This window comes from Lacticaseibacillus brantae DSM 23927, assembly GCF_001436115.1.
Classification (GTDB): Bacteria; Bacillota; Bacilli; order Lactobacillales; family Lactobacillaceae; genus Lacticaseibacillus; species Lacticaseibacillus brantae.
The window spans coordinates 306642-329680 of sequence record NZ_AYZQ01000001.1 but is presented as its reverse complement, the minus strand read 5'-3'; the positions used below and the strand labels follow the sequence as shown (position 1 = coordinate 329680).

The 23039-nt window shown below is 48.0% G+C and carries 22 protein-coding genes, 1 pseudogene and 1 riboswitch; of the genes and pseudogenes, 2 read left to right on the top strand and 21 right to left on the bottom strand.

Annotation, left to right across the window (positions count from 1 at the left end; genetic code table 11):
• Window positions 1-52: 52 nt before the first annotated feature.
• Together FC34_RS01610 and FC34_RS01605 are read right to left on the bottom strand one after the other, a co-directional pair.
• Entirely contained in the window at window positions 53-514 is a 462-nt protein-coding gene (locus tag FC34_RS01610; RefSeq protein WP_057893635.1) for a hypothetical protein, read from the bottom strand.
• A gap of 49 nt (window positions 515-563) precedes the next feature.
• Window positions 564-1748 (bottom strand): CCA tRNA nucleotidyltransferase, encoded by a 1185-nt coding sequence (locus FC34_RS01605; protein ID WP_057893634.1) that lies wholly within the window; start codon window positions 1746-1748, stop codon window positions 564-566.
• A 103-nt stretch (window positions 1749-1851) separates the two neighbouring features.
• Between FC34_RS01605 and FC34_RS01600 the strand changes: the two genes are divergently transcribed.
• Complete coding sequence (locus FC34_RS01600; RefSeq protein WP_057893633.1) at window positions 1852-2727, top strand: YitT family protein; 876 nt, start codon at window positions 1852-1854, stop codon at window positions 2725-2727.
• Between the two features lie 40 nt (window positions 2728-2767).
• On the opposite strand, the gene FC34_RS01595 is transcribed toward FC34_RS01600, so the two are convergent.
• From FC34_RS01595 to FC34_RS01540, 12 genes and pseudogenes are all read right to left on the bottom strand, one after another.
• Entirely contained in the window at window positions 2768-4897 is a 2130-nt protein-coding gene (locus tag FC34_RS01595; protein ID WP_057893632.1) for a transglutaminase TgpA family protein, read from the bottom strand.
• Window positions 4894-5808, bottom strand: coding sequence for a DUF58 domain-containing protein (locus FC34_RS01590; protein ID WP_057893631.1), 915 nt, complete (start codon window positions 5806-5808; stop codon window positions 4894-4896). Before FC34_RS01590 ends, FC34_RS01595 begins: the two co-directional genes overlap by 4 nt.
• Window positions 5809-5819: 11 nt before the next feature.
• Window positions 5820-6740: an AAA family ATPase gene (locus tag FC34_RS01585; RefSeq protein WP_057893630.1), complete on the bottom strand. Its 921-nt coding sequence runs from the start codon at window positions 6738-6740 to the stop codon at window positions 5820-5822.
• Between the two features lie 122 nt (window positions 6741-6862).
• Window positions 6863-9265 carry a KxYKxGKxW signal peptide domain-containing protein gene (locus FC34_RS01580; RefSeq protein WP_057893629.1) on the bottom strand — a complete coding sequence of 801 codons (2403 nt, stop codon included), beginning with the start codon at window positions 9263-9265 and terminating at the stop codon, window positions 6863-6865.
• A gap of 112 nt (window positions 9266-9377) precedes the next feature.
• A complete protein-coding gene (locus FC34_RS01575; RefSeq protein WP_057893628.1) occupies window positions 9378-10640 on the bottom strand; it encodes a tetratricopeptide repeat protein in 1263 nt (420 codons plus the stop codon).
• Between the two features lie 70 nt (window positions 10641-10710).
• Window positions 10711-11007 (bottom strand): annotated as a pseudogene (locus FC34_RS01570) (HU family DNA-binding protein); the annotation flags it as partial.
• Between the two features lie 211 nt (window positions 11008-11218).
• Window positions 11219-12526: a ribosome biogenesis GTPase Der gene (der, locus tag FC34_RS01565; RefSeq protein WP_057893627.1), complete on the bottom strand. Its 1308-nt coding sequence runs from the start codon at window positions 12524-12526 to the stop codon at window positions 11219-11221.
• A gap of 105 nt (window positions 12527-12631) precedes the next feature.
• Window positions 12632-13903: a 30S ribosomal protein S1 gene (gene rpsA / locus FC34_RS01560; protein ID WP_057893626.1), complete on the bottom strand. Its 1272-nt coding sequence runs from the start codon at window positions 13901-13903 to the stop codon at window positions 12632-12634.
• A gap of 80 nt (window positions 13904-13983) precedes the next feature.
• Window positions 13984-14655, bottom strand: coding sequence for a (d)CMP kinase (cmk, locus tag FC34_RS01555; RefSeq protein ID WP_057893625.1), 672 nt, complete (start codon window positions 14653-14655; stop codon window positions 13984-13986).
• Window positions 14656-14673: 18 nt separating this feature from the next.
• Window positions 14674-15273: an SAG1386/EF1546 family surface-associated protein gene (locus FC34_RS01550; protein WP_057893624.1), complete on the bottom strand. Its 600-nt coding sequence runs from the start codon at window positions 15271-15273 to the stop codon at window positions 14674-14676.
• A 47-nt stretch (window positions 15274-15320) separates the two neighbouring features.
• On the bottom strand, window positions 15321-16745 hold the full coding sequence (locus tag FC34_RS01545; RefSeq protein WP_057893623.1) for a RecQ family ATP-dependent DNA helicase: 1425 nt from the start codon (window positions 16743-16745) through the stop codon (window positions 15321-15323).
• Complete coding sequence (locus FC34_RS01540; RefSeq protein WP_057893622.1) at window positions 16735-17700, bottom strand: helix-turn-helix domain-containing protein; 966 nt, start codon at window positions 17698-17700, stop codon at window positions 16735-16737. Before FC34_RS01540 ends, FC34_RS01545 begins: the two co-directional genes overlap by 11 nt.
• Before the next feature lie 26 nt (window positions 17701-17726).
• On the opposite strand from FC34_RS01540, the gene FC34_RS01535 reads away from it, so the two are divergent.
• A complete protein-coding gene (locus FC34_RS01535) occupies window positions 17727-17960 on the top strand; it encodes a ferredoxin (RefSeq protein ID WP_057893621.1) in 234 nt (77 codons plus the stop codon).
• 42 nt (window positions 17961-18002) lie between these two features.
• On the opposite strand, the gene FC34_RS01530 is transcribed toward FC34_RS01535, so the two are convergent.
• The 7 genes from FC34_RS01530 to FC34_RS01500 all read right to left on the bottom strand — a co-directional run bounded on the left by FC34_RS01530 (window position 18003) and on the right by FC34_RS01500 (window position 23030).
• Window positions 18003-18572, bottom strand: coding sequence for an ECF transporter S component (locus FC34_RS01530; protein ID WP_057893620.1), 570 nt, complete (start codon window positions 18570-18572; stop codon window positions 18003-18005).
• 116 nt (window positions 18573-18688) lie between these two features.
• Window positions 18689-18809, bottom strand: a riboswitch (FMN riboswitch).
• Between the two features lie 46 nt (window positions 18810-18855).
• Entirely contained in the window at window positions 18856-19584 is a 729-nt protein-coding gene (locus FC34_RS01525; RefSeq protein ID WP_057893619.1) for a pseudouridine synthase, read from the bottom strand.
• A complete protein-coding gene (scpB, locus tag FC34_RS01520) occupies window positions 19574-20143 on the bottom strand; it encodes an SMC-Scp complex subunit ScpB (protein WP_057893618.1) in 570 nt (189 codons plus the stop codon). The genes FC34_RS01525 and scpB overlap by 11 nt, the downstream gene beginning before the upstream one ends.
• Window positions 20143-20862: a segregation and condensation protein A gene (locus FC34_RS01515; protein WP_057893617.1), complete on the bottom strand. Its 720-nt coding sequence runs from the start codon at window positions 20860-20862 to the stop codon at window positions 20143-20145. The genes scpB and FC34_RS01515 overlap by 1 nt, the downstream gene beginning before the upstream one ends.
• Entirely contained in the window at window positions 20840-21229 is a 390-nt protein-coding gene (locus FC34_RS01510) for a hypothetical protein (RefSeq protein WP_057893616.1), read from the bottom strand. Before FC34_RS01510 ends, FC34_RS01515 begins: the two co-directional genes overlap by 23 nt.
• Window positions 21230-21288: 59 nt before the next feature.
• Window positions 21289-22170, bottom strand: coding sequence for a site-specific tyrosine recombinase XerD (xerD, locus tag FC34_RS01505; protein ID WP_057894127.1), 882 nt, complete (start codon window positions 22168-22170; stop codon window positions 21289-21291).
• Window positions 22170-23030 (bottom strand): S1-like domain-containing RNA-binding protein, encoded by an 861-nt coding sequence (locus FC34_RS01500; RefSeq protein ID WP_057893615.1) that lies wholly within the window; start codon window positions 23028-23030, stop codon window positions 22170-22172. Before FC34_RS01500 ends, xerD begins: the two co-directional genes overlap by 1 nt.
• Window positions 23031-23039 lie beyond the last annotated feature (9 nt).

The window sequence follows — 23039 nt, the reverse complement described above, 5'->3', positions numbered from 1 at the left end:
CCAGGCGACAAAAAACGCTCAACCCCAAAGACAGGGATCAAGCGCCATTAGACTAAATACCAGGATATTCATCTGTGACAGTCGATTCAGCATCAATCACCACGTAAAGGTGACCGTTTTTCTGTGAAACTTGGCTAGATTGATAAGCATTGTCAAGGCCACTTGGATCTTTTTGCTTAAATGGGAAATAAATCTGAATCGTCTGATCAGCATCACTGCGGTCAAACACAAGATCCATCTTCTCAATGTCTTGATACTTGGTCGCCCGGCCAAACATTCCTAATTCAAGGGAGCCGGTATTAATATCTTCACTTTTGACATGATCAGCTTCAGGAAGAATTTCGACCTTGAAACTCTTACAAGGATGGATTTCTTCAATCCGCCCCCCGTTAATGCGACCATAACTGGTGGTCACCCGGCTAATCCAGATGTCGGCAAGTTCCTTATGCGAGACGGTCCATTCATCGCCATTTCGAAAATAAAAATGCAACTCTTCAAAAACATGTTCTGCCATTTACGCTCATCCTCTCATCGCTTTCTACTTGTTCATTTTAACACATTTATTAAGAAAGCGCTTCATCAGTGCGGGCGTTTTGCAATAAGACCGTTGAATCGTTCACTAAATCCCCCGCCACAACTGCCCGTTCTAGGCGGTTGAGAATTTGGCCTAACTGTCGACCCGGTTTAAAGCCAGCCGTGATGAGTTGGCCGCCATCAATTGCGAGTTCATGTTTGTCATGAATCGGTAATTGCGCATAGGCTTGCCGCAGGCTATTTGCGTCAAATGCAGGATTCTGAGCAGTTCTAACGGCTATCAGCGTCTCAATTGCTTCTTGGCCGGCCTGATACAGCATCCAAGGCGAGGGCGTTGACGTCGCCAATACCCGCAGTGTCCGGGTCACAATGTCAATCAATGCGTTGGCCTGCTTCCAGTCTTTGAGCAATTTGGTGGCTGGGACCGTCACTTGTTGCGCAATGAGCGTCCAGGCGGCTTCGGCGCTTGGCAGTCGTGCTGGGTTCAATTCGAGTAAAGGCGTTAAATCTTCATCAGCAAAATCAGGGCAATAATGGCTTAGTCCTGTCTCCAAAAAGTTTCCCCAAGCGGGATTACGCGCAATGCCCAACATTAACTTAGTCAATTCAGAGGCCGTTCGTTCAACGGAAATGTGTGCCAACAGCGGTGCATGTGCCTTAATGGCCGCAAGTGTCGCTGGCTCAATTTCAAACCCTAGCTGGCTTTGGAACCGTACTGCCCGCATCATACGGAGCGCATCTTCATTAAAACGGGCCTGCGGATCACCAACGGCCTTTAATCTTTTCGCCGCCAGGTCACTCAGGCCATCAAATAAATCAATGATGGTCCCGTCATGGCGCGCCGCTAAGGCATTAACTGTAAAGTCGCGCCGTTTCAAATCTTCTGCAAGCGAACGCACAAAAGTGACAGAATCCGGGCGTCTGAAATCTTGATAGGTCGATTCAGTCCGGAAGGTCGTCACTTCATACCCCACACCGTGAGCCAAAACCATCACCGTGCCATGTTGGATGCCCGTATCAACGGTTTTCTTAAAGATTTGTTTGACTTCTTCTGGATAAGCCGAGGTCGCAATATCAACATCGTGGATGGGCAACCCTAAGAGCGCATCGCGGACCGATCCACCAACAAAATACGCTTCAAAACCGGCTGCTTCAATCTGTTGCATAATTGGAATCGCAGCTTGAAAATCTGGATGACTTAAGTCTAATTGCATGTGTATCCCTCCGCACACAATCATAGCAAACCCGCTCTCCAATTGCGATAAAACGAGAAATTTCTGTTAAAATGAGAATTAATTAAGTTTTGGAGGTCATGGCATGCACAAAATCGGGCGCACGAGTTTAGATTTATTCATGATTACGTTGGGGTGTGCATTCTATGCATTTGGTTTGGTCAACGTGAATATTGCCAATCACTTGGCGGAAGGCGGAGTCACGGGGATTACCTTGCTGATTCGGTACTGGTGGCACATTAATCCCGCTTATACGACATTACTACTGAACATTCCGCTCATTATTTTGGGTTATCGCTTCTTAGGCCGCCGCAGTTTAATTTACACGATTTATGGCACGGCAATGCTCTCCCTGTGGCTCTGGATCTGGCAGAAATTTCCATTCATCTTAGATATCAACCATGATTTATTCATTGCTGGGGTCTTAGCGGGGATTTTTGGTGGACTAGGCAGTGGTTTGGTCTATCGCTACGGTGGCACCACTGGTGGCTCTGATATTTTGGCTCGCATCCTGGAAAAGAACACTGGGACGCCGATGGGTAAATCTTTACTTATTTTCGATATCATCGTCTTAGGGGCTTCGCTGAGTTATCTCAATCTAGAATTAATGATGTATACACTGCTCGCTTCGTACGTGTTCTCGCGGCTGGTTGATTTCACCGTTGAGGGGGCTTATGCTGCCAAAGGGTTGCTGATTATCTCTGATGAGAGTCAAGCAATTGCTGATGAATTAATGGCTTCACTGGAACGCGGCGCCAGTTTCCTCAACGGTGAAGGCGGATATGCTCATGATCCAAAGCAGGTGTTATACATCGTGGTCTCCCCTTCCGAAGTTGCAGCGGTCAAGCGCATTATTGATCGACTCGATCCCAAAGCCTTTGTTAGTGTCATCGATGTTCACGAAGCCTTGGGCGAAGGCTTCACCTACCAACGCAAAACCTGGCGTCCATTTAAGAAATAACCTAAAAAAGCTAGCGACCGTCTTAGACGATCACTAGCTTTTATTTTGGCTGGTTATGGCGGTTGAAGCCGGCATGTTCCGACTGATAACGTCGAAAAGCTGCCGCCACCGACCGCAAATCAGCCACCGTCTGGCGGTCACCACCAAAGCGTCTAGCTTCATAAATCGCTGTCACTTTATCCCAGTGGCTTTCAGGCAACTGGGCTTGAATGAATTGCGCATAATCGTGCCAGCCCATTGTTTGAACTTTAGGCCAGCGAGTTTGTAACAGCCACCGAACGCCCCGGTAACGCCCTTCGAAATTCTTCGAATTAACACCCATACTGGCCAGAGTGGCAAGAACACTTGCCCAGCGCCAAGCTAGCCACCAACCAAGTCCAACAATGATGCCCCCAGGGATCAGCAGCCACCAGACCGATAATCCTTGGCGATTGGAAGTTTGGGCAGCAGTCCTGGTAGAACTGCTGCTTGAAGCTGGCGCGCTTGAACTCGATGTCACGGATTGACTAGTGCTGCTAGTACTTGATGTCGATGACGATTGAACCGGGGCATCAGGCGTGACAGGGCTTGCTGGGTTGGCAAAGCCTGGTGTTGGCTCAAAGGGCAACCAGCCAAATCCGGTGAAGTACACTTCCGGCCAAGAATGAGCGTTGGCATTCGTGATGGTATAGGTGTCAGTAGTTTTGCCACTCGTCGTCAAAGTCCCCGTGTTATAACCCATTGCCCAGCGAGCCGGGATGCCAATACTTCGCAACATGACAACCATCGCTGAAGAGAAATTATCACAGTAGCCAACCTGTGAGTCGAATAGAAAATAATCAACATAATCCCGGCCTTTAGGGGTTGTTCGGGCATCGACCTTGGAATAAATCAGATTAGGACTGGTCCTCAGGTAGGTCTCAATCGCTTTAACTTTCGCGTAATAAGTCGACGCGTCGGCTGTGACCTGCTGGGCCAATCGTTTCACCCGGGTGGGAATGGCAGGCAATCGCGTATCCCGCCGCAGATTATCGGTACTCAAGTCAGGGGCAGAAACGCGATTGAGTTGCGTGGCCGTCACAGTTTTGGGCCGACTGGTCAACGTCACTCGCGTTGGGACGCGATTAGGTGATGCCATGAGTTGTGCTTGGTTCGGATTGTAGTAGAGTCGATTGACGGGCATGGGTGTGGTCTGGGTTAACTGCACCTGACCATAGGGTAAGACAGCAAAAGGCGCATCGCTTGGCTCTGTGATTGTGATGCGTTCAGGTGAACCGTAGGCCGTTTGCGCGTCGCTAATGACTTCGCTTGCTGGCACCACGCTGCCAAAGTTGGCTGTGCCATTCCAGCCTTTGCCATTATAAGCTGTCAGCACTCGTGCCCGCAGATAATGCGGCGTCTTCTGTTCAACCGTGACCACCGGCGTATTGTCATCATACACTGGCCCACCCAGGTTGCGACTGTCAGCGCTCAAGCCAGTTTTCATGTTCTGATGCGCATAATCATTCAAGGCTTGATAAAATCCCCGATCGTTCAGCCAGTTTCTCAGCCCGACTGAATCATCGACCAAGGTTGTATTAATTTGCGGCTGATTAACATTAATCCCCCAAACCAAACCGACCATGGCCGAAGTGATGACCGCCATGCTGACCAGCCGTCTTGGTTGCGCGCTGAAAACGTGTAAGCCCAGTAGAAGCAAGCCAATCGTGGCCAATTGGGCAAAGGCATTAATCAGGCCTTCCTGATTAAAGATATGGACCGCCAAAAGATAGCTTAAAATGACTAACCACGGAATAAAGTAATGTCGCAGTCCGACAACGAGCAAACTGAGAAAAATAATCACCAGTAAAACTAAGGGTACGGAGACGATTAATGGCATGGTCAATCCGCCGACGGTGAGAAAGTTGGTTAACGCCTCTTGGAATCGACCCCAAAAATTGAATAGCCACTGGCGACCAGGAAACAGCCACCACAAAATGACCAAAAAGCTGCTCAGGTACAAGGTTGTGGCTACCCACCAAAGCCGTGGTCGCCAAGCCACAAGACTACTAATGGCCATCATCGCGAGGCTGAACCCGATCAACAAAGGCACTTGCGAGAAATGATTAATACGAACAAAGGGCTCACCCGCCGAAAACAGCAACCAGCCCAATAAAATCCATCGATAGAGCATCAATCCAATCGTCTTCATTGTCGCCCTCCTGTCACCTGCCATTGCTGGTGGCTTAGGCGCACGATTCGAATTTGAGCATCGTCGGGTGCCACCCAATCACCCGGTGCAAGCACTACCAGGCCGCTTTGCGTCGGGAGTGCGGCAATCTGAGTGTCTGGTTCCAACAGTGCGAGATCTGTCAAGGTTGGTGTGACGGTAATTTGTGAGCCAATAACCCAGGCATCAGCCCCTTGTTCGATTAACCCAGCAAAGAGTGAAAGCCGAGCTTCATAAGCTTCATCAGCTTGATTGATAAACGCAAAAACAGGTGCTTGCGGTTGTGCTTGCTCAAACTCTCTGACAATGACGTCCCCATGCTTAGCGGTTTGATGCCAGTCAATCAGGTCAACGTCATCCCCCAGTTGATAAGGGTGAAAATCTCGGATCTGAAAATCATTCTGGCCAATTGTCGCCCATTCGGTTGTCAAGCGGTCTTTCAAGATTTGCGCTTGCGTGAGATTCGCTTTCGGCAAGACCACCATTGGTTGCTGCAATCGCAGTAAAGCACGTTTTTCAAACAGGCCAGGCACCTGAACACGCCATTCAAACGGTAAAGTCTGGTACACGCCGCGCTGCAAGGGTTGGGTGACAGGAATCTGTTGGCGATGCCATACGCTGCCCTGCCAAGAGACAGTTTCTGCGTTTATCAACATTACCGCTGGCCAGTAGCCATTGCGCACGGTCAAGGACCAAGGCGTCCCGCTGATAACCGGTTCATCTACAGTCACGGTTAACATGCTGATGGGCCAAATAAGGCTAAGCCCACTCAGCCCCAAGATGAGAAGCGCCACATCGGCCATCATCCAACTAGCCGCGGTGTTAAAAATTGGCCCAAGTAGGCCCAACCCAAACAAGCCGATCAGGACAGCAATATTTTTAAGCCGATACATGCGCATCCCTCCTAATCAGGTGGCAAAACAGTCTGCAGAATCTCAGCAAGGACACTGGTCGCGTCGGCACCGTCGCCCGGCTGCATTAATAGTCGATGCCCAAATACCGCTGGCACTAATGTTTGAACATCATCGGGGAGGACGAAATTGCGCCCTTCAATAAAGGCCAAAGCACGAGCAGCCGCAACCAAGGCTAAGCCACCACGCGGAGAAATCCCGAGCCGGACCCGTGGATAGTGGCGAGTTGCGCGGACAAGGCGCAATACAAAGTCAGCCACAGGTTCTGAGACCGTCACATTTGCCACTTCTGCTTTCAAAGCGCTCAACTGTGCGCCCGTTAAAATTGGCGTGGCCACAGGCCCGTGCTGAGCGCCCATCAATAAGGCCAGCTCGGCATAGGCTTCAGGATAACCGAGATGGAGGCGCATCAAGAACCGATCCAATTGTGCTTCAGGTAGTGGATAAGTGCCGGCAAATTCGGTCGCGTTCTGGGTCGCCAACACGAAGAAATTGGGATCCAGATTATAGGTTTGGCCGTCGATTGTAATCCGCTTTTCGCCCATCGCCTCTAGCAAGGCCGCTTGTGTTCGAGGGGTTGCACGGTTAATTTCATCAGCCAAGACAATCGGTGTGAACAGTGGCCCGCGGCGAAATTCAAACTCAGCTGTCTGCTGATTGAAAATGGCGCCGCCGACGATGTCACTCGGCATCAAATCTGGCGTGAATTGGATCCGGCGAAAATCTAAATCCAAGGTTTTGGCCAATGTTTCAACGAGCGTCGTTTTACCAACACCAGGCACATCTTCAAATAAAACATGACCGCCAGCTAACATGGCCGTAAGTGTGAGCTTAACGGTTGCGTCATGGCCCAAAACCACCTGGCCAATCTGGTCCGTCACTTGCTGCAGTATTGTTTGACCTGCATTTTGCATCTCGCCACCACCCTTTCTATCTCGTATTATTCTGAATTTTGCATAAAAAAGCAAGGCGCATCCCTTTAGAACCATGGACACAAAAAAAGCCACGTTACCGTGACTTTTTATTGATGATTCGATTAGGCAAATTTCTTTAACCAGCGCCAGGCAAAGGCCGCAACGCCAGCCAATACGGTCAGCCCCAAACCGATGAGGGCTTGATCGCTTTGATCACCTGTTGATGGCAAGGTTTGCTGCGACTGTTTGTCAGCTAAAACTTGGGTTGATTGCCCCACGCCGTTGTTCGCTTGTTGGAGGCCAGCACTTCCAGGGCGGCTGGTATTACCACTAGGTTGGCCATTGGTAGAATTGCCTGTACCTGGCAGTCCAGTATTACCTGAGTTACCTGGCTGATCTGTACCCCCAGTATTACCAGAGCCATTGGAACCCGTGTTCCCGCCATTGCTGTCGTTTCCGGAATCACCGGTATTGCTAGAGTTACCAGCGTTGCCACTGTCACTGCCGTTGTTGCCAGTATCGCTACCATTGCCGCTATTACCAGCGTCTGCATTTTTGACAATCACTTTAGCTGTGACTGTTCCAGTCAGCCCCGTCATAGGATCCTTGTAAGTATAGATAACTGTGTATTCTCCTGGTTGCTGATTAGGCACTTGAGTATAGGTATGACCATTGGCATCGGTGACCTGCAGGACAACATTTTGGTTCACGGTCTGAGCGTCAACTGGTTTGTCATTGCTGATAACCGAAATACTGTCACTTGGCTGCCATGGAGTTCCAGAATTGATGGTGACCTCATGCCCTGACAACACCGGTGCTGACCCGATGATGACAGTCAGCGTCTTGCTAACCTCGTCAGCTTGCCCGGGATGATAAATGTAAGTCACGTGCTTGATCCCGGGAACGGTGGTGTCAACTGGACCATCTGGAAGTGTCACGCTGACCTTTTGATCGGACGTCACACCACCGAGCTGATCATAGACAACATCGCCATTGGTATTTGAAAATCGAACTTGATTAAGAGAATCCCACTCGTTTGTTTGGGTTGGTTTAATCACCAGAGTACTGTTCCCTTCACTATTGGTCTGGACATCTTTGTTAGTGAAAGTGATAATTTGCCAAATTGGCGTATTAAAATATACCGACAAATCGACAGGTTTGCCATCTGCCGGATTAATCACTGTTGGGCCATTATTCACTTTGTACGTGTACGCTGCTTGATTAATTGCCCCGCCGCCAGGCACAAATTTAAGTGAATAGCCTTTGTTCTTAAGCAAGTTCTGCACGGAAGTCAAATCAGCGCTGTATTGTGCCATATTAAAAACAGGCGTACCGGCCACAAAACTCCCATCGGTAGGAACCGCTGGTGCTCTGAAATTGTTAAGATAGAAATCTTGTGCAGCTAATGGCAAATCACCAAAAAGTTGCTGAACCGCAGCTGGCACAACTTGATAACTGCCATCCGGCTGTTTAGCGGTTAGAAGATATTTTGTCGGGACAGAAAACTGATCATTGATTGGACTAAACTGGACAAATCCCATAGTTGAACCGCCATAAATATACGGATTATTGCCGAGGCTAGTCGAATAGAGAAAGTTTTGCAATCGTAAAGTTATGCCTTTATCCGGAATGCTCTGGTCAATCTTTAAGGAAATAGGAACTTCAAAGTAAAGTGTTTCTCCTGGTAGCAACGAGACATTGCCAGTTCTAACCCTGATGAGGAAACCCTTTGTCTCGTCGACAGAATGACCTGCCAGTACGGACTGCCAAGATAAGTCTGACGGATATCCCAGCAAATCCGACACATCAGTTTTTTGACCGCTCGTGCCAACCTTAAATAACTTTAAGCCATTGCTATCAATCCGTTGCGGGTCGGAACGAAAATATAGTAGGCCTGTTGGCGTGGTTCGGCTATCATTCATTTGTAAGGCTGCACTGATATTCGAAATCGCAGTCTGACTCGAGTTTGTGAATGAAGACCGAATAACCATATTATTCGCTTTAGCATAATCTGAATTGATTAGCCACTGAGCAGAAGCGCCATTTTGCAAGTCCTGTTCAAGTTGAGCTTGCCCCGTGACTGGGACAAACGCATCATTCTCATCTGTGAATCCCAGTTGCACATTGTTAGTCACACCTACTGCTTCGGTTGAATTAGTCGCGTTTTTGGGATCGGCTAAAACATCATTGGCGCTAGGCACTGGCTCCGTTGCTTTTGTTGCACGAGCCGCTGCGAGCGTTGCCACGTCAACTTGAGATTTGGCTTGTGGTTGAGCGACAGCTGAAGCCGGAACCGCAGCACTCTGGTCTCCGCTAACAGATTGACTCTGGTCCGTGGAGGGAGCCACTTGAGCGGAAACAGTCGGAGAAACCGTGACATTGGTCGTCTGGCCAGCAATCTTGTCATCAGCGGCATGAATGGTCTGACCCACTAATGCAAAGCTAGTCAATGCTGCCACTCCCAACGCGGTAGTTAACCAGCGTTTGCCTGACTTGTACATTTTGAAATGTAATTTCTCATTCATACTGCTTCCTCCTTTTTGTTCACCACCATTTTATTACCATATTATAATTAAGTTAATTAATTCGACTTAAACACAAAAAAACACCAACGCAATAGTCCGTTGGTGTTTCTACTTAGTCTGCAATTAAGCGATCATAGCGTTCTTGCATATCCAAATCATCGGGAACCAGTTGCAAATATCGCTGCATGGCGGCCTTGGTTTCATCAATCGCGCCAGTCATCTGGAAAAAGTCGATGATGTCGTGTAAGAAATCCGGTTGGGTCTGTAGTCGATTAAACGCGAGCAAATAGTGTTCGCGGGCCTGGTCAATCTCATCTAACCGCGCTTCACTCTTGGCCAAATTCCAATTAATCTGAGGATCAACTTCCCCTTCTTGATCAAGACCATTCAAGAACGCAATGTTATCCTCATCGCGTTCAGCCAGATACAAATAATTACTCCACGCCAAGGCATTGGTTAGATTTTCCGGATCAATGGCAAGCGCCTTTTGTAGGTAATTCTCGGCTAAGTCATTCTGCTCTGCCTTAATGGCTAGATCGGCACCTAACGCATATAAGTCGGGATTGGTGTCATCAACCATCACTCCGTCTTGAATGGTTTCAAGGGCCATATCCGGTTGATTATCAGCAACGTAAGCTTGTGCTAGGGGTAAATACGCGGACGCAAAACTTTGATCTTGTTCCAAGACCCCTGAAAAAGCGTCGATAGCAGCGCGATAATCCTGAACCAAATAATACAAGCCGCCCAATTGGAAGCGATTATTTAAGTCCAACTGATTAATGCCATCAGCCTCATAGGTGGCGATGGCATCTTCATATTGCCCTAATTGGGCCAAGGTAGCTGCCAACCGCGCTTGCACATCAACACCGGCCAATTCAGTTTCACCCGCAGCCAAGAGTTGGGCGTATGCTTGTTGCGCTTGAGGATAATGGCCCCAATCAAAGTACAATTCCCCTAAGGCAAAAGCAATCACTGGTTCATCTGGAGCAATCGCTTGGGCCTGTAACAATTTCTGTTCACTGACCTCATACATGCCTTGGGTTTGATAGACATCAGCAGCCGTGACTAAACTTTCCAAATAGGCCTCACTATCAGGTTGAATTTTACTGAGATAATTCAGCGCCGCATCGGGATCCCCGTCGGAGACTGCAATATCAGCCAAGACTGTCTTAATATCATCTTGATCCGGATAGCGACCCATCAGTTCTTGATAGAGACGCTTAGCCTGACCCGTAAATCCCAACGCATACAGTTCTTCTGCAAGATTATATTTTGTTTCATCGTCATCATGTTCAAGTACGGAGCGGAACAGCAAATTCGCTTGATCAACATTGCCTTCTGCAAGGGCATCCAGCATTTGTTCAGAATAGCTCATGTTTTCCTCCTATAAAAAGAGATAGCCGAGCCCAATTGGACTCGGCTATCACTTATCATTGCGTTAAGGACTACTTCACAGCATCCTTAAGAGCTTTACCAGGCTTGAATGCTGGCACTTTGGATGCAGGAATTTGAATTTCTGCACCAGTTTGTGGGTTGCGACCCTTACGAGCTGCACGTTCACGAACTTCAAAGTTACCAAAGCCGATTAATTGAACTTTGTCACCTTTTGCTAAAGATGTTTGGATAGAACCAAAAACTGCATCAACTGCAGCAGTTGCGTCCTTCTTTGTAAGGCCAGTTGCAGTTGCAACGCTTTCGATTAATTCTGCCTTATTTGCCATGTTCATTTCACCTCCGTATTTTTTAGATGCGTGAACATCTAAACATACCTACTCTTGAGTGGTCCAAGAATAAGGAAACAATGATGACTAGGTATCACTATTTCAGTCATAAACATATCATACAAAGCCTACTCTAGCAAGGGTTTTTGCCGGGGAAACCCGAAATATATAAAGATTTCTATAAAAAAACGAGTCTATCGGACAAAAAGGGGCAAAACGTCCAGAAACCACGCTACTTACGGCTTCGCGCAATTAAATGAATCGGGGTGCCGTCAAAGTCAAAGGCATTTCGCAATTGATTAATTAAAAAGCGTTGATAAGAGAAATGGAGTAAATCAGGATCATTAACAAAAACGACAAACGTTGGTGGCTTAACAGCCACTTGTGTCATGTAGTAGATACGAAGCCGCTTACCGTTAACTGTCGGTGTTGGTGTGACGGCCAATGCGTCCATTAAGACGTCATTGAGCACACTGCTTTGAATCCGCCGGGTTTGGTTTTCTGCGACTTGAAGAATCATCTGAGGAAGATTTTGTAAACGTTGTTTTGTCTTCGCTGAAACGAAAATGATAGGCGCATAATCCAGATATTGGAACTCACGTCGGATCAAATCTTCAAAGTCTCCCATGGTGTGATTGTCCTTGTCGAGTGTGTCCCACTTGTTGACCACGATGATAATCCCGCGGCCGGCTTCATGGGCATATCCGGCAACTTTTTTGTCCTGTTCGCGGATACCTTCTTCAGCATTGAGCACAACCAACACCACGTCAGAACGATCAATGGCTCGTAATGCCCGTAAGACGGCATACTTTTCAGTATTTTCGTAGACCTTCCCGCGTTTACGGATACCAGCCGTATCGATCATGGTAAAGGTTTCGTCATCTGCTTCAAACTTGGTATCGATGGCATCACGCGTGGTCCCTTCGATGTTTGAGACGATGACACGATTCTCGCCAAGAATGGCATTAACCAACGAGGATTTCCCAACATTAGGCCGACCAATGAAAGAAAACTTCACACTGTCATCTTCTTCATCGTGGCCCTCTTCAGGAAAGGCAGCAAAGACAGCATCAAGCGCGTCCCCTAAACCCAAACCGTGAGTCCCTGACAAGGGATATGGTTCGCCGAAGCCTAATGAATAGAAATCATAAACATCCTGGCGGCGTTCTGGGTTATCAACCTTGTTCACAGCCAAAATGACAGGTTTGTCAGCGCGATAGAGGATTTGGGCAACGCGTTCATCGGCTTCAGTAACGCCATTATCGATGCTGGTCAAAAATAAGATGACGTCAGCTTCTTCAATGGCGATTTCAGCTTGCTGGGTAATCTGGGTGAGGAACGGTTCGTCGCCCATATCAATCCCACCAGTATCAATAACGTTAAATTCTTTGCCCAGCCATTCAGCTGTGCCATAGATTCGGTCCCGAGTAACGCCCGGGGTATCTTCAACGATTGAAACACGTTCGCCCAAGATGCGGTTAAAAATTGTTGACTTACCGACGTTTGGCCGGCCAACAATTGCAAGTGTTGGTAAACTCATGGATTCACTTCCTTTAATCTGTGTTCTGACTCAAAACAAACCCCCGTCAAATCGAACGATTCGGCGGGGGTTAGATCACTTCATCGATTTGCTCGACGAGATGGATTATTCGTTATCGTCTTTAGCGGCATCCTTTAAGGCATCACCTAAGATATCACCTAAAGAGAAACCTGAATCATCTTGTTGATATTCAGCAGGGATATTGGTGTGTGATTCCCGGTTGCTGTTGTTGTTACGACGAGGACGTTGGTTTTCTTTACGTGGTTCAGATGGTTCGTCACCTTCTGGACGTTCTTGTAAAGCCTTAATGGAAAGCGCTAAACGGTGTTGATCAGGATCAACAGAGAGCACCTTCACGTCAACATCTTGGCCTTCCTTCAACACATCATTAGGTGTTGCAATGTGTTCGTGGGAGATTTGAGAAATGTGAACCAAACCTTCAACACCAGGGAAGACTTCAACAAAGGCACCAAATGTGGTTAAACGACGGACAACACCTGGCAAGGTAGCGCCAACAGGGGCACGGTCTTCGATATCATCCCATGGTTGTGGCAAGGTTGCCTTGATGGATAAGGAAATGCGATCCTTCTCAGGGTCAACTGATAAGACCTTAACCTTCACATCTTGGCCAACTGACAAGACATCACTTGGCTTGTCAACGTGATCATAAGCGATTTCAGAAACGTGAACTAAACCATCCACGCCGCCAAGATCAACGAAGGCACCAAAGTTAGTCAGACGCGCAACTTTACCATCAACGACATCACCAGCATTCAACTTACCAAAGATTTCTTTACGTGCTTCAGCTTTGCCAGCTTCAACGATTGCACGGTGAGAAAGGATCAGACGGTTTTCGCTTGGTTCGATTTCGATAATCTTGAATTCAAGTTCTTGGCCCTTGTATGCGGACAAGTCTTCAACGAAGTGGTCATCGACCATACTTGCTGGAACGAACCCACGAACACCAGCATTAACAACTAAGCCACCCTTAACCACGTTGGTTACAGGAGCAGTAATTGTCTTGCCAGCTTCAAAGTCAGCTTGAATGTCTTTCCAGATTTTTTGTGCTTCAAGGCGACGCTTGCTTAACAAGTATTGCCCGTTTTCTTTATCTTTACCAATTGTTGAAATGACAACCAAATCGATAACGTCCCCAACAGATGCAACTGTGTGAATATCTTCGATTGGCTGAGCAGATAATTCTTTAAGAGGAACGACACCTTCTACGCCAGTGCCTTCGATACCAACGATAAGTTGCTTGTCCTCGATTGCTAATACTTCACCTTTAACGGTGTCGCCAATCTTAACTTGGCCAACGCTGTTAAGAGCGTCCGCCATTGTTTGGGCGTTTTCATTGCTTACATTGTTTTCACTCATGCCAAAAATCCTCCTATACGACTGTCATACATCCGCTATTGTACTTGAAAAACGGATAAAATACTAGTCCTATGTTTACATTAATCTTGTGCTGCTTGTGCAACTTTCACGTATTCCAAAATTTTGGCCACTACTTCGTCAATACTCAATTCCGTCGTATCAAGTAAAATGGCATCTTGGGCTTGCCGCAATGGAGACACGGCGCGAGTTGAATCCTTGTGGTCGCGGGCTTCAATCTCTTCTTCAAGCGTCTTCAGCGGCGTATCAATCCCTTTTTGTTGGTTCTCTACAAAACGCCGGCGGGCCCGTTCAGCCACAGATGCAATCATGAAGATTTTCACTTGTGCATCAGGTAAAACGGTCGTGCCGATGTCGCGACCATCCATGACGATGTTCTGCTTGGCCGCGATGTCGCGTTGCAAGTTGACCATGGCTTCTCGAACCTCGGGCAAAGCCGAAACTTGCGAAACGTTGTTGGTGATTTCGGGCAAGCGAATCGCCCGGGTGACATCTTCGTTGTTTAAAAAGACTTTTTGATCAGGATCCCCTGGCTCAAAACGAATCTGGGTGTTTGCCAGCGCCGCCATAATTGCCGCCTGGTCCCCATAGTCAATTCCTTGTTCATGAGCCATTTGAGTCACGCTTCGGTACATGGCCCCCGTATCACAGTAAACAAAACCTAATTTTTTGGCCACTAATTTGGCAATGGTACTTTTCCCAGCACTTGCCGGGCCGTCAATTGCAATCTGCATGTTTATCTCCGTTCCCAATTACTTCACTTTCAAACTCATCCCGGGGGTCACTGTACTCCCCTGGCTTAAACCATTGAGTGCATACAATTCTGAAAGTGTCATGCCGTGATTGACCGCAATCCGATATGGATTATCCCCGGCCTTAACCACGTATGTATTACCAGCTGTCGCTTGACTACTACTGCTGCTTGAAGGTGTTGAACTGGCTGAACTGCTAGCCGGTGCCTGTGAGCTACTGCTTGAAACAATTGAACTGCTCGTCGTACTGGCAACGCTTGAGCGCTCACTGCTGGATTTTGACTTCTCTTTGCTCGAAGAAGACTTGGCCTTCGATGAAACTTTACTACTGGTTTCCACCGTAATCTTATCGTCAGGTGTTTGGCTGCTTTGACTTGAAGAAAACACCTGATACAGAATCGGGCTAATAATCAGGGCAATTAATAAGATCGAAACGACCCACACCAGCGTGCGATTGCCCCGCTGTTTCTTTCGATTCGCAACGCGTGAAAGGTTCCCATCGTCGTCACGATCATCATCAAATTGTTTCTCCCAAGGCTTATTCGGATCAGTTGCATCATACACCGGTTGTTCTTCGGGTTGATCGGTTTTCTTAGCCATGTCAATCCTCCTCAAATTATTCTGCTTTTAATTGTACCACAAGCGCATCAAAACGCTGTTTGTGAATGAAAAATTTGTGCAAAAATCTCTGACCAGTCTGTTGGTGTGGCTTTTTTCACTGATGAAACAGGGGCTAATTGCGCCATGACTGCCTCATCGACCACCCCACAGCAGAAGTCATCATGCGTGATTAGCGGGGAATCAAAGTACTGAAGCAAGACATTTCGCCGGCAGCCGGAGGTCTGAAGCCACTTGGCGACCGCGTCAAAGCTGTGTTGTTTTTCAATCCGGCGACTGGCCAATTGGGCCAAGACTTGAGCCTGACTAAAGCCACTGCCAATATACGCCTGAATCAGGTTGACCTGAGAATCGTCAAAATCAGCGTACGCATTAGGCCGCTTGAAGATTGTCGCCACTAATTTGGCGTCAGGCAACTGCTGAGCAAAACCGGCGGCTCGCTGAAAATCACCTGGCCCCAGTAGAATCACTGCCAAACTTTTCTGACCATCGCGCCCTGCCCGTCCCATTGCTTGCGAATAGTCTTCAAGGGACTCGGGCACAAAAGTATGCACCACCAGCCGGACATCGGCTTTGTCGATTCCCATCCCAAAGGCGCTGGTGGCACAAATAATTTCCAATTGATCACTCATGAACTGGCGCTGAATCAGGTCACGGTCGTGGGCAGCCAATTCTGCATGATAGTACGCGGCCGCCTTGCCTGTATCATTCTGGAGTTGTTGCGCCACCTGTTCAGCCGTCTTCTTCCGGTCAAAATAAATAATTTTTGGTCCAGAGACAGCCGTCACCATTTCAAGCAAACGTTGATATTTCTCGCGTTTGTCGCCCACCTGCACCACGCCCATAAAAATATTTGGTCGATCAACGGAAGCAATATAGGCAAACGGCGCAGTCAGGCTAAGCCCCGAGACAATATCTTTTTGGACACTGTCAGGCGCCGTAGCGGTTAACGCAAGAATCGAACGAGGCTTCAAGGGATGCAGACGATCCCCAAGTTTGAGATAGTCAGGTCGAAAGTCTGGGCCCCATTGCGAGATACAGTGGGCTTCATCCACCACGGCCAATTGGAGATTGAGTTGACTTAACGCTTGATAGACGGCCGGATTAGCGAGCATTTCTGGTGACAGAAAAATAAACTGATACTGATTCAATCGGCTCAAAATTTGGGCAAAATCTTGCGGCTGTAATCGGCCGGTCAGCGCGATTACTCGCTTTTCACCTTGCGCTTGAAGCCGTTTGACCTGATCATCCATTAGGGCCAATAGAGGCTCAATGACAATCGTTGTTCCACCAAGAATCTGGCCAGGCAATTGATAACAAAGCGTTTTGCCGCTACCCGTTGGTAGAATTCCCATGACATCTTGACCTGCCAGGACGTGCTCGATAATTTCTGCTTGACCCGGCCGAAAATGGTCAAAGCCGAAGTGTTCTTTAAGAATTGTCTCAATTGTCATGCAAAACCCACCTTTGCTGCACCGCGAGAATTTGGAATAAGCGCACGTGAAAAAAATCTAACCCCGTCGATTCGATAATCGTCTGATGATTGTGGCCCTGAAGTGGTGTCAGAGTCGCTTGTTCAGCCGCCGTGTACAGCTGTTCAACAGGAATATTAGCCCCAAATAAGGCTGCCAGTTGAATGTGTTCCATGACCGTACTGGGCCGCAATCGCGAATTATGCGCAATCTGGGGAATAGACAGCCCTTGGTTTAAACCGGCCAAACTGCGCGCGGCACTCAGGGAAATCAACGGTAAGCGGCCACCCCACAACTGTTGTAAGGCTTGCCATTCGGGATGTTGGTCGATTAAGGCCACTAGTTGACTAAGGTCATCAATATGGGTCATTTGGTCTGGGACCGTCTGAAGCACCGCCGTGCCCGCAAAATCATGACCAATGAAGAGACTAGCTAAGCGATTAGCGACTGCCGGCTCAAGCATTGAAAAAACTGCCGTCAATTCAGTAATGCCACTTTGGCTCCCCAGGCGTCGATACCACTGCTTAACTTGCTGTTGCGTCGCGTAGTCACCGATAACCGGCTGGTACTTGCGATTGGCGTAGCTGGCCTCTGAAAGGACTTGGACGCCTAAATACAGCCGCGGTTCGAACTGAAACAAATTCATCCAAGGTTGATAATGTGACGGTAAGAAGTGAGCCTGTTGGCGTTTTTTGCCGGCAGATGTCCGAATGGCGCCAGCATCAGCGACTTCAATCAAGCCAGAATGCTCGAGTTGCTGGATGGTTGCTTGAAAGTTCTCACGCGACAAGGTAGGGTATAACTGTAGTCGCGACAATTGATGATGTTGCAAGGCCGCATACAAATTAGAAATCGTCTTCTTATTGGTGAGCAGTCCCCATAGGGATAGCGGGCGCCATGGCAAATCATCAAAGAAATTCAACACTAAATCATCCAAACACTCACCTCCTGGAGGAAATTTTTATGGCACTTTATACAAAAGTTGATCAAGAGGCCTGTATCGCTTGTGGCTTATGCCAAATGCTGGCCCCAGAATTATTTACTTATGATGAGGCTGGGATTGCCAGTTTCAAACCAGATCAAAATACTGGCTCCTTGCCACTTGATGATTACGCTAAGATTGATTTTAAACTTGCCTATACCCGTTGTCCAACCGGTGCGATTAAACGTTCTGACAAACCATTTCCACAAAAATAGCCTTATTCTGTTAAATACGCAGAATAAGGCTTTTATTTCGAATTAAACCATCGCGCGCCGTTTAGCTAACCAAGGCGCCAAGGCCCGTTGAACGAGATAGAAGACCACGCTGATAATCACACCTTTGGCCAGATTAAATGGCACCACCCCAACCAAGACGTACCGCGTCAGCGACATGCCGAGGTTGAAATTGAAGACCGCCAAGTACATTGGGGTAATCACTAACCAGTTCAAAATACTCATAATGATGGTCAGACTGATGACCCCTAAACTCAGGCCAAAGAGTTGTTTCTGCCAACCCGTATTGGGTTTGGTGAGCCAAACAATAGGCAACATGAAGCCAACACTCGCGACAAAAGCAGCTGTGTCGCCAATAAGATTGACAACACCCCCACCTGTCAGCGCGAAATGGGCGAGTGACCGCACAAACGCAATCATAATGCCCCCCACAGGCCCGTAGATAAACCCGCCCAATAGAACGGTCAAGTCTGAGAAGTCAAACTTGAGAAACGGGAACAATGGAATGATTGGAAAGGCAAAATTCATGAGCACATACCCGATGGCCGCAAATAGGGCCACCCCAACCAAACGATGAAGCTTTGACACTTGCATATAAAACCCTCCAAGTGGTTGTCTCAGAGTGGCTCGACTAAAAAAACCCGCATGAAAAAATTCATGGGGGCAAAATGGTGGCTAAACACCTTTCAGTCATATCTCGTTAAAGATAGCCGCATCTTCTTTATCTAGACTTTAACTATCGGTTCCGGATTCACACCGGATCAGCCGCAAAAAGCGGGTCGTGGACTTTTACCACCGGTCGGGAATTACACCCTGCCCCTGAAGACGAACCTAATATTTAAGTACGACATCATACTAACTAAAGATAAGTTGAATGTCAACCGTTTGCAAGTCGCTTCAATTCTTGCAGTTCGTGTGGTTTCAGTTCGCGGTAATCCCCAGGCTGAAGGCCGTGAAGATCTAAGTTGCCAAACCCCGTCCGTGACAATTTTAAGACTGGAAACCCAACTGCCTTGAACATATTCTTCACTTGGTGATTGAGGCCTTGATGAATGGTTAATTCCACAATCGCCGTTTGCTTCTTGCGGTCAGAAGACAAAATATTGAACTTCGCTGGCGCGACCTTCTTGTGATCAATCACCATGCCTTCTTTCAACGGCTGTAAGGCAGGTCGATTCGGCACACCTTGGACTTTGGCCACATAATGTTTATCAATTTCAAATTTTGGATGGGATAAGAGATTGGTCAAATCGCCATCGTTGGTCATGATGAGTAAACCAGAGGTGTCATAATCTAATCGCCCCACTGGAAACAAGCGTTCCGAGAAGTCATTAAAGTAATCAGTCACCACTTTGCGCTTTTTATTATCCGTGACCGCCGTAATGACCCCGCGAGGCTTATAAAACAGCAAGTATCGTTTGCCTTCTCGGCCGATTGGCACGCCGTCAACGGCCACTTCATCCTTAGAGCTGACCTTGACGCCCATTTCTGTCACCACTTGGTCGTTGACTGTCACATGCCCGGCAGCAATTAATTCTTCTGCATGTCGCCGTGAAGCAACACCTGCCTGCGCCATCACCTTTTGTAATCGTTCACTAGTCGCCATCAGAGGCCTCCGTTTCTAAACTTTGATTAAATGCAGCTAGGAGGTCTTCATTCGACGTGTCATCCCCTAGCGGTGGTAATTGATCCAGGCCGGTCAACCCGAAATAATCCAAGAAGACTGGCGTGGTTTGATATAAAATGGGCCGACCGGGCACTTCCTTGCGCCCAGCCTCGGCAATCAATTGCCGCGATGCTAAGGTAGCCAAAGCACCAGAACTCTGCACCCCTCGAATTTCGTCAATTTCAATTCGGGTGAGCGGTTGCTGATACGCCACAATCGCCAAGACTTCTAAAGCGGCCTGCGATAAGCCTTGAGCCGGTGGTCCAGCAAAGAACTTCTGTACAACCTCACTCAATGTCGGCTTGGTCAACAAATAGTAACGGTCCCCGGCCAATTCGAGCATCAAGCCGCGGTTGTCATCGTGCGCCAGGCGCAGACTCATTTCCTCAAGTTGTTGCCGAATCGCACTCGCATTGCGGCCCAACAATTGCGTCAGCTCTGTCAGGCTGATGCCTGCTTCCCCCGCTGTATACAACAGGGCTTCAAGTGCTGCTTGCATTAGCTGGCCTCCTTCAAATACACATCAATCCCCGAAAAAGGATCTTGTTGTTCGCAAACAATTTGGTCGAGTTTCATCAGTTCGAGGACGGCCAAGAATGTACTGATAATCCCCGGAATATCTTCACGAACCAATAAGGCTTCAAAATCGCAATGATGACTTGCTTTCAACTTTTGCAAAATATAGTCAATCTGCTCAGCGACACTGGTGGCTTCGGTCGTAATATGTTGGACGGTTTCAGCAACCGACAACCGCCGATTCACGACAGCCTGCATTGCCTTGGTCACCTCGCGCAGTTTAACCGCGCCCGGCGCAATACTCATTGTCGCATCAGCTGGCGGCAAAGAAACCGGCTTGGCAAACGCTTGGGCTCGTTCGTGCGCCAGGTCTTGCAATTGAGACGCAGCTTGTTGAAAGGCCTGATAGGTCAACAATTGTTGCACTAAATCAGCCCGAGGATCTTCAAAATCTTCGACCAGCTCCGGCTCTGGCTGGGGTAACAACAATTTACTCTTCAACGCCATCAAAGAAGCGGCCATAACAAAATAATCGCCAGCAACATCCAGCGACAGCACTTGCATTTGATGCAAATAATCCAAGTACTGTTGGGTGATGTCAGCGATTGGAATGTCGTAAATATCGACTTCGTTGGCCTTAATCAGATGCCACAACAAATCAAGCGGGCCTGAGAATTGATCAAGCTTCAGTGTCAGAACCACTTGCTTGCTCCTTTCGTTCCCGTTGCCAGTCCACAACCAAGTGCGCCGTTTCAAGAGTACCCATGAGGGTCGCTTCTGGATATAACTGCTTCAAATCATCCAACGCTTGAAATTCAGTCGCGCGGCTGCGAACACTTGGCGAAAAGGACAAATGGCGGACCAAAATAGAATCCCCACTCGCCTCAATTCCCACGACGCCGCTGAAATCAGCAGTTGGTGCTTCGCGGTACATAAATAAGGCGTGGTCATTGTCTTCAGTATATAAATTTAATTCAGTTTTCAAATTGGATAGATTGTCTAAATCCGGTAAAAAGGATAAGAATCCCATCGCAATTTTTTGATAGTCGCGTTTATACTTAACCAGCATAATGGCCTCCATAATAACTCTCGGCTAATACTTTATCACATCTAGGCCCGCCCGACAATTCACCCTCGAGGATGTGTCTTATGATAGACACTGACTAATTTCTGATTACTCAAGTGCGTATAAATCTGGGTCGTACTGATATCACTGTGGCCCAATAGTTCTTGGACAATCCGTAAGTCAGCGCCATTCTCAAGCAGATGGGTCGCGAAGCTATGCCGCAGGGTGTGAGGCGTCACATTCTTTTTGATGCCAAGTTGTAATAAATAGGCTTTCAAATTCTTCCAAATTCCTTGGCGCGTTAATTTGTGTCCGTGGAAGTTCACAAAGACGGTTCCAGGGTCGTCAGCCTTCACCAATTGAGGCCGAGCCTCAGTCAAATAACGATTAACCCAACTGACTGCGGGTGGACTGACAGGTAACATCCGTTGTTTGTCACCTTTCCCAGTCACCTGCATTAAATTCAAAGCCAGGTGTAATTGATCCAGCTGTAAATTCACCAGTTCAGACACGCGCAACCCCGTCGCATACATTAGCTCAAAAATGGCCCGGTCGCGCAACCCCAGCGGCTTAGAAACATCAGGAGCCGCCATCAGCCGATCCACTTCAGCGGTCGATAATGTTGCTGGCAAGTGCTGAGCTTTTTTTGGCGATGCAATGAGACTCATGGGATTTTGGGTGATGACGTCTTCACGGGCCAAGTAGTTGTAAAATTTCCGCAAGGTAGAAACCATCCGCGAGACTGAACTTGCCGCTTTGAGACTAGTCTGCTCGCCCAGAAAGGCTTGAATCACCGCTCGATCTTGTGGGACGGTCGTGAGCTTCTGATCTTCTAGCCAAGTTTCAAATGCCTTCAAGTCTTGGGCGTAACTGGTACGACTATTCAAAGCTAAACCGCGCTCCACCTCTAAATAATGGATGAAATCGGCGATTAAATTGGTCATCATGACTTGATTAGGGTGGTGATGCCATCCTTTTGAGTAATCATTTTGGCTTTCATCAGATGCCCTAAGGCCCGCTTAAAGGCACCCTTACTAATCCCAAACGCCTGTTGAATGGCTTCAGGATCGCTCTTGTCGGTAAATGGCATACTGCCGTCTTGACTATGCTGAAGGACAGCTAAAACCATGGCAGCATCATCATCAATCGCTTCAAACGCCCGCGGACGCAAACTCAGATTCAAGGAGCCGTCAGGGCGCACACCGATGACGCGACCCTTGATGACTTCGCCTAAGCGTGGTTCAGCATCGCGTTCATCGGGATGAATGAAACCTAAGTAGAAGTCATCGGTCAACACATGGGTGCCAGCCATCTTCAAGCGATATGTCGTGGCAGTGACATCCGCATTCATTAAGTCTGGTTTCGCCCGATTGGCGACGGCGGAAATAGTTTGCTCATCGGCAAGTTCACCCCATAACCGTTGCTTCTTATCAATCACCAGATGGACCATCAGCCGATCGCCGCGCGCCGGCCACAACCGATTGATTTGGGGTAACTGATCGAGTGACACCACGATATCTTTTTCTTTTAGCCCAATATCGACGAACACACCCAAGTCGCGGCGAACTTCCACCACGGGCACGAAAGCGTAGTGGTCTAAATTCACCTTGGGCGGGGTTATTTGCATCCGGGCATGCCCATGCATATCCTCGTACGCAAAGCCTGTAATATCAGCGCCAATGTCGACAGGCTGCTCTAATTCTTCTTTTTCAATTGCCAAAGTAACGCCTTGATATTGGGCGAATACCTGTGTTTCGTTTTGGTCACTGACCGTGGCCGTGACGATTTGTCCATTAAAATCCATGTTTTCCTC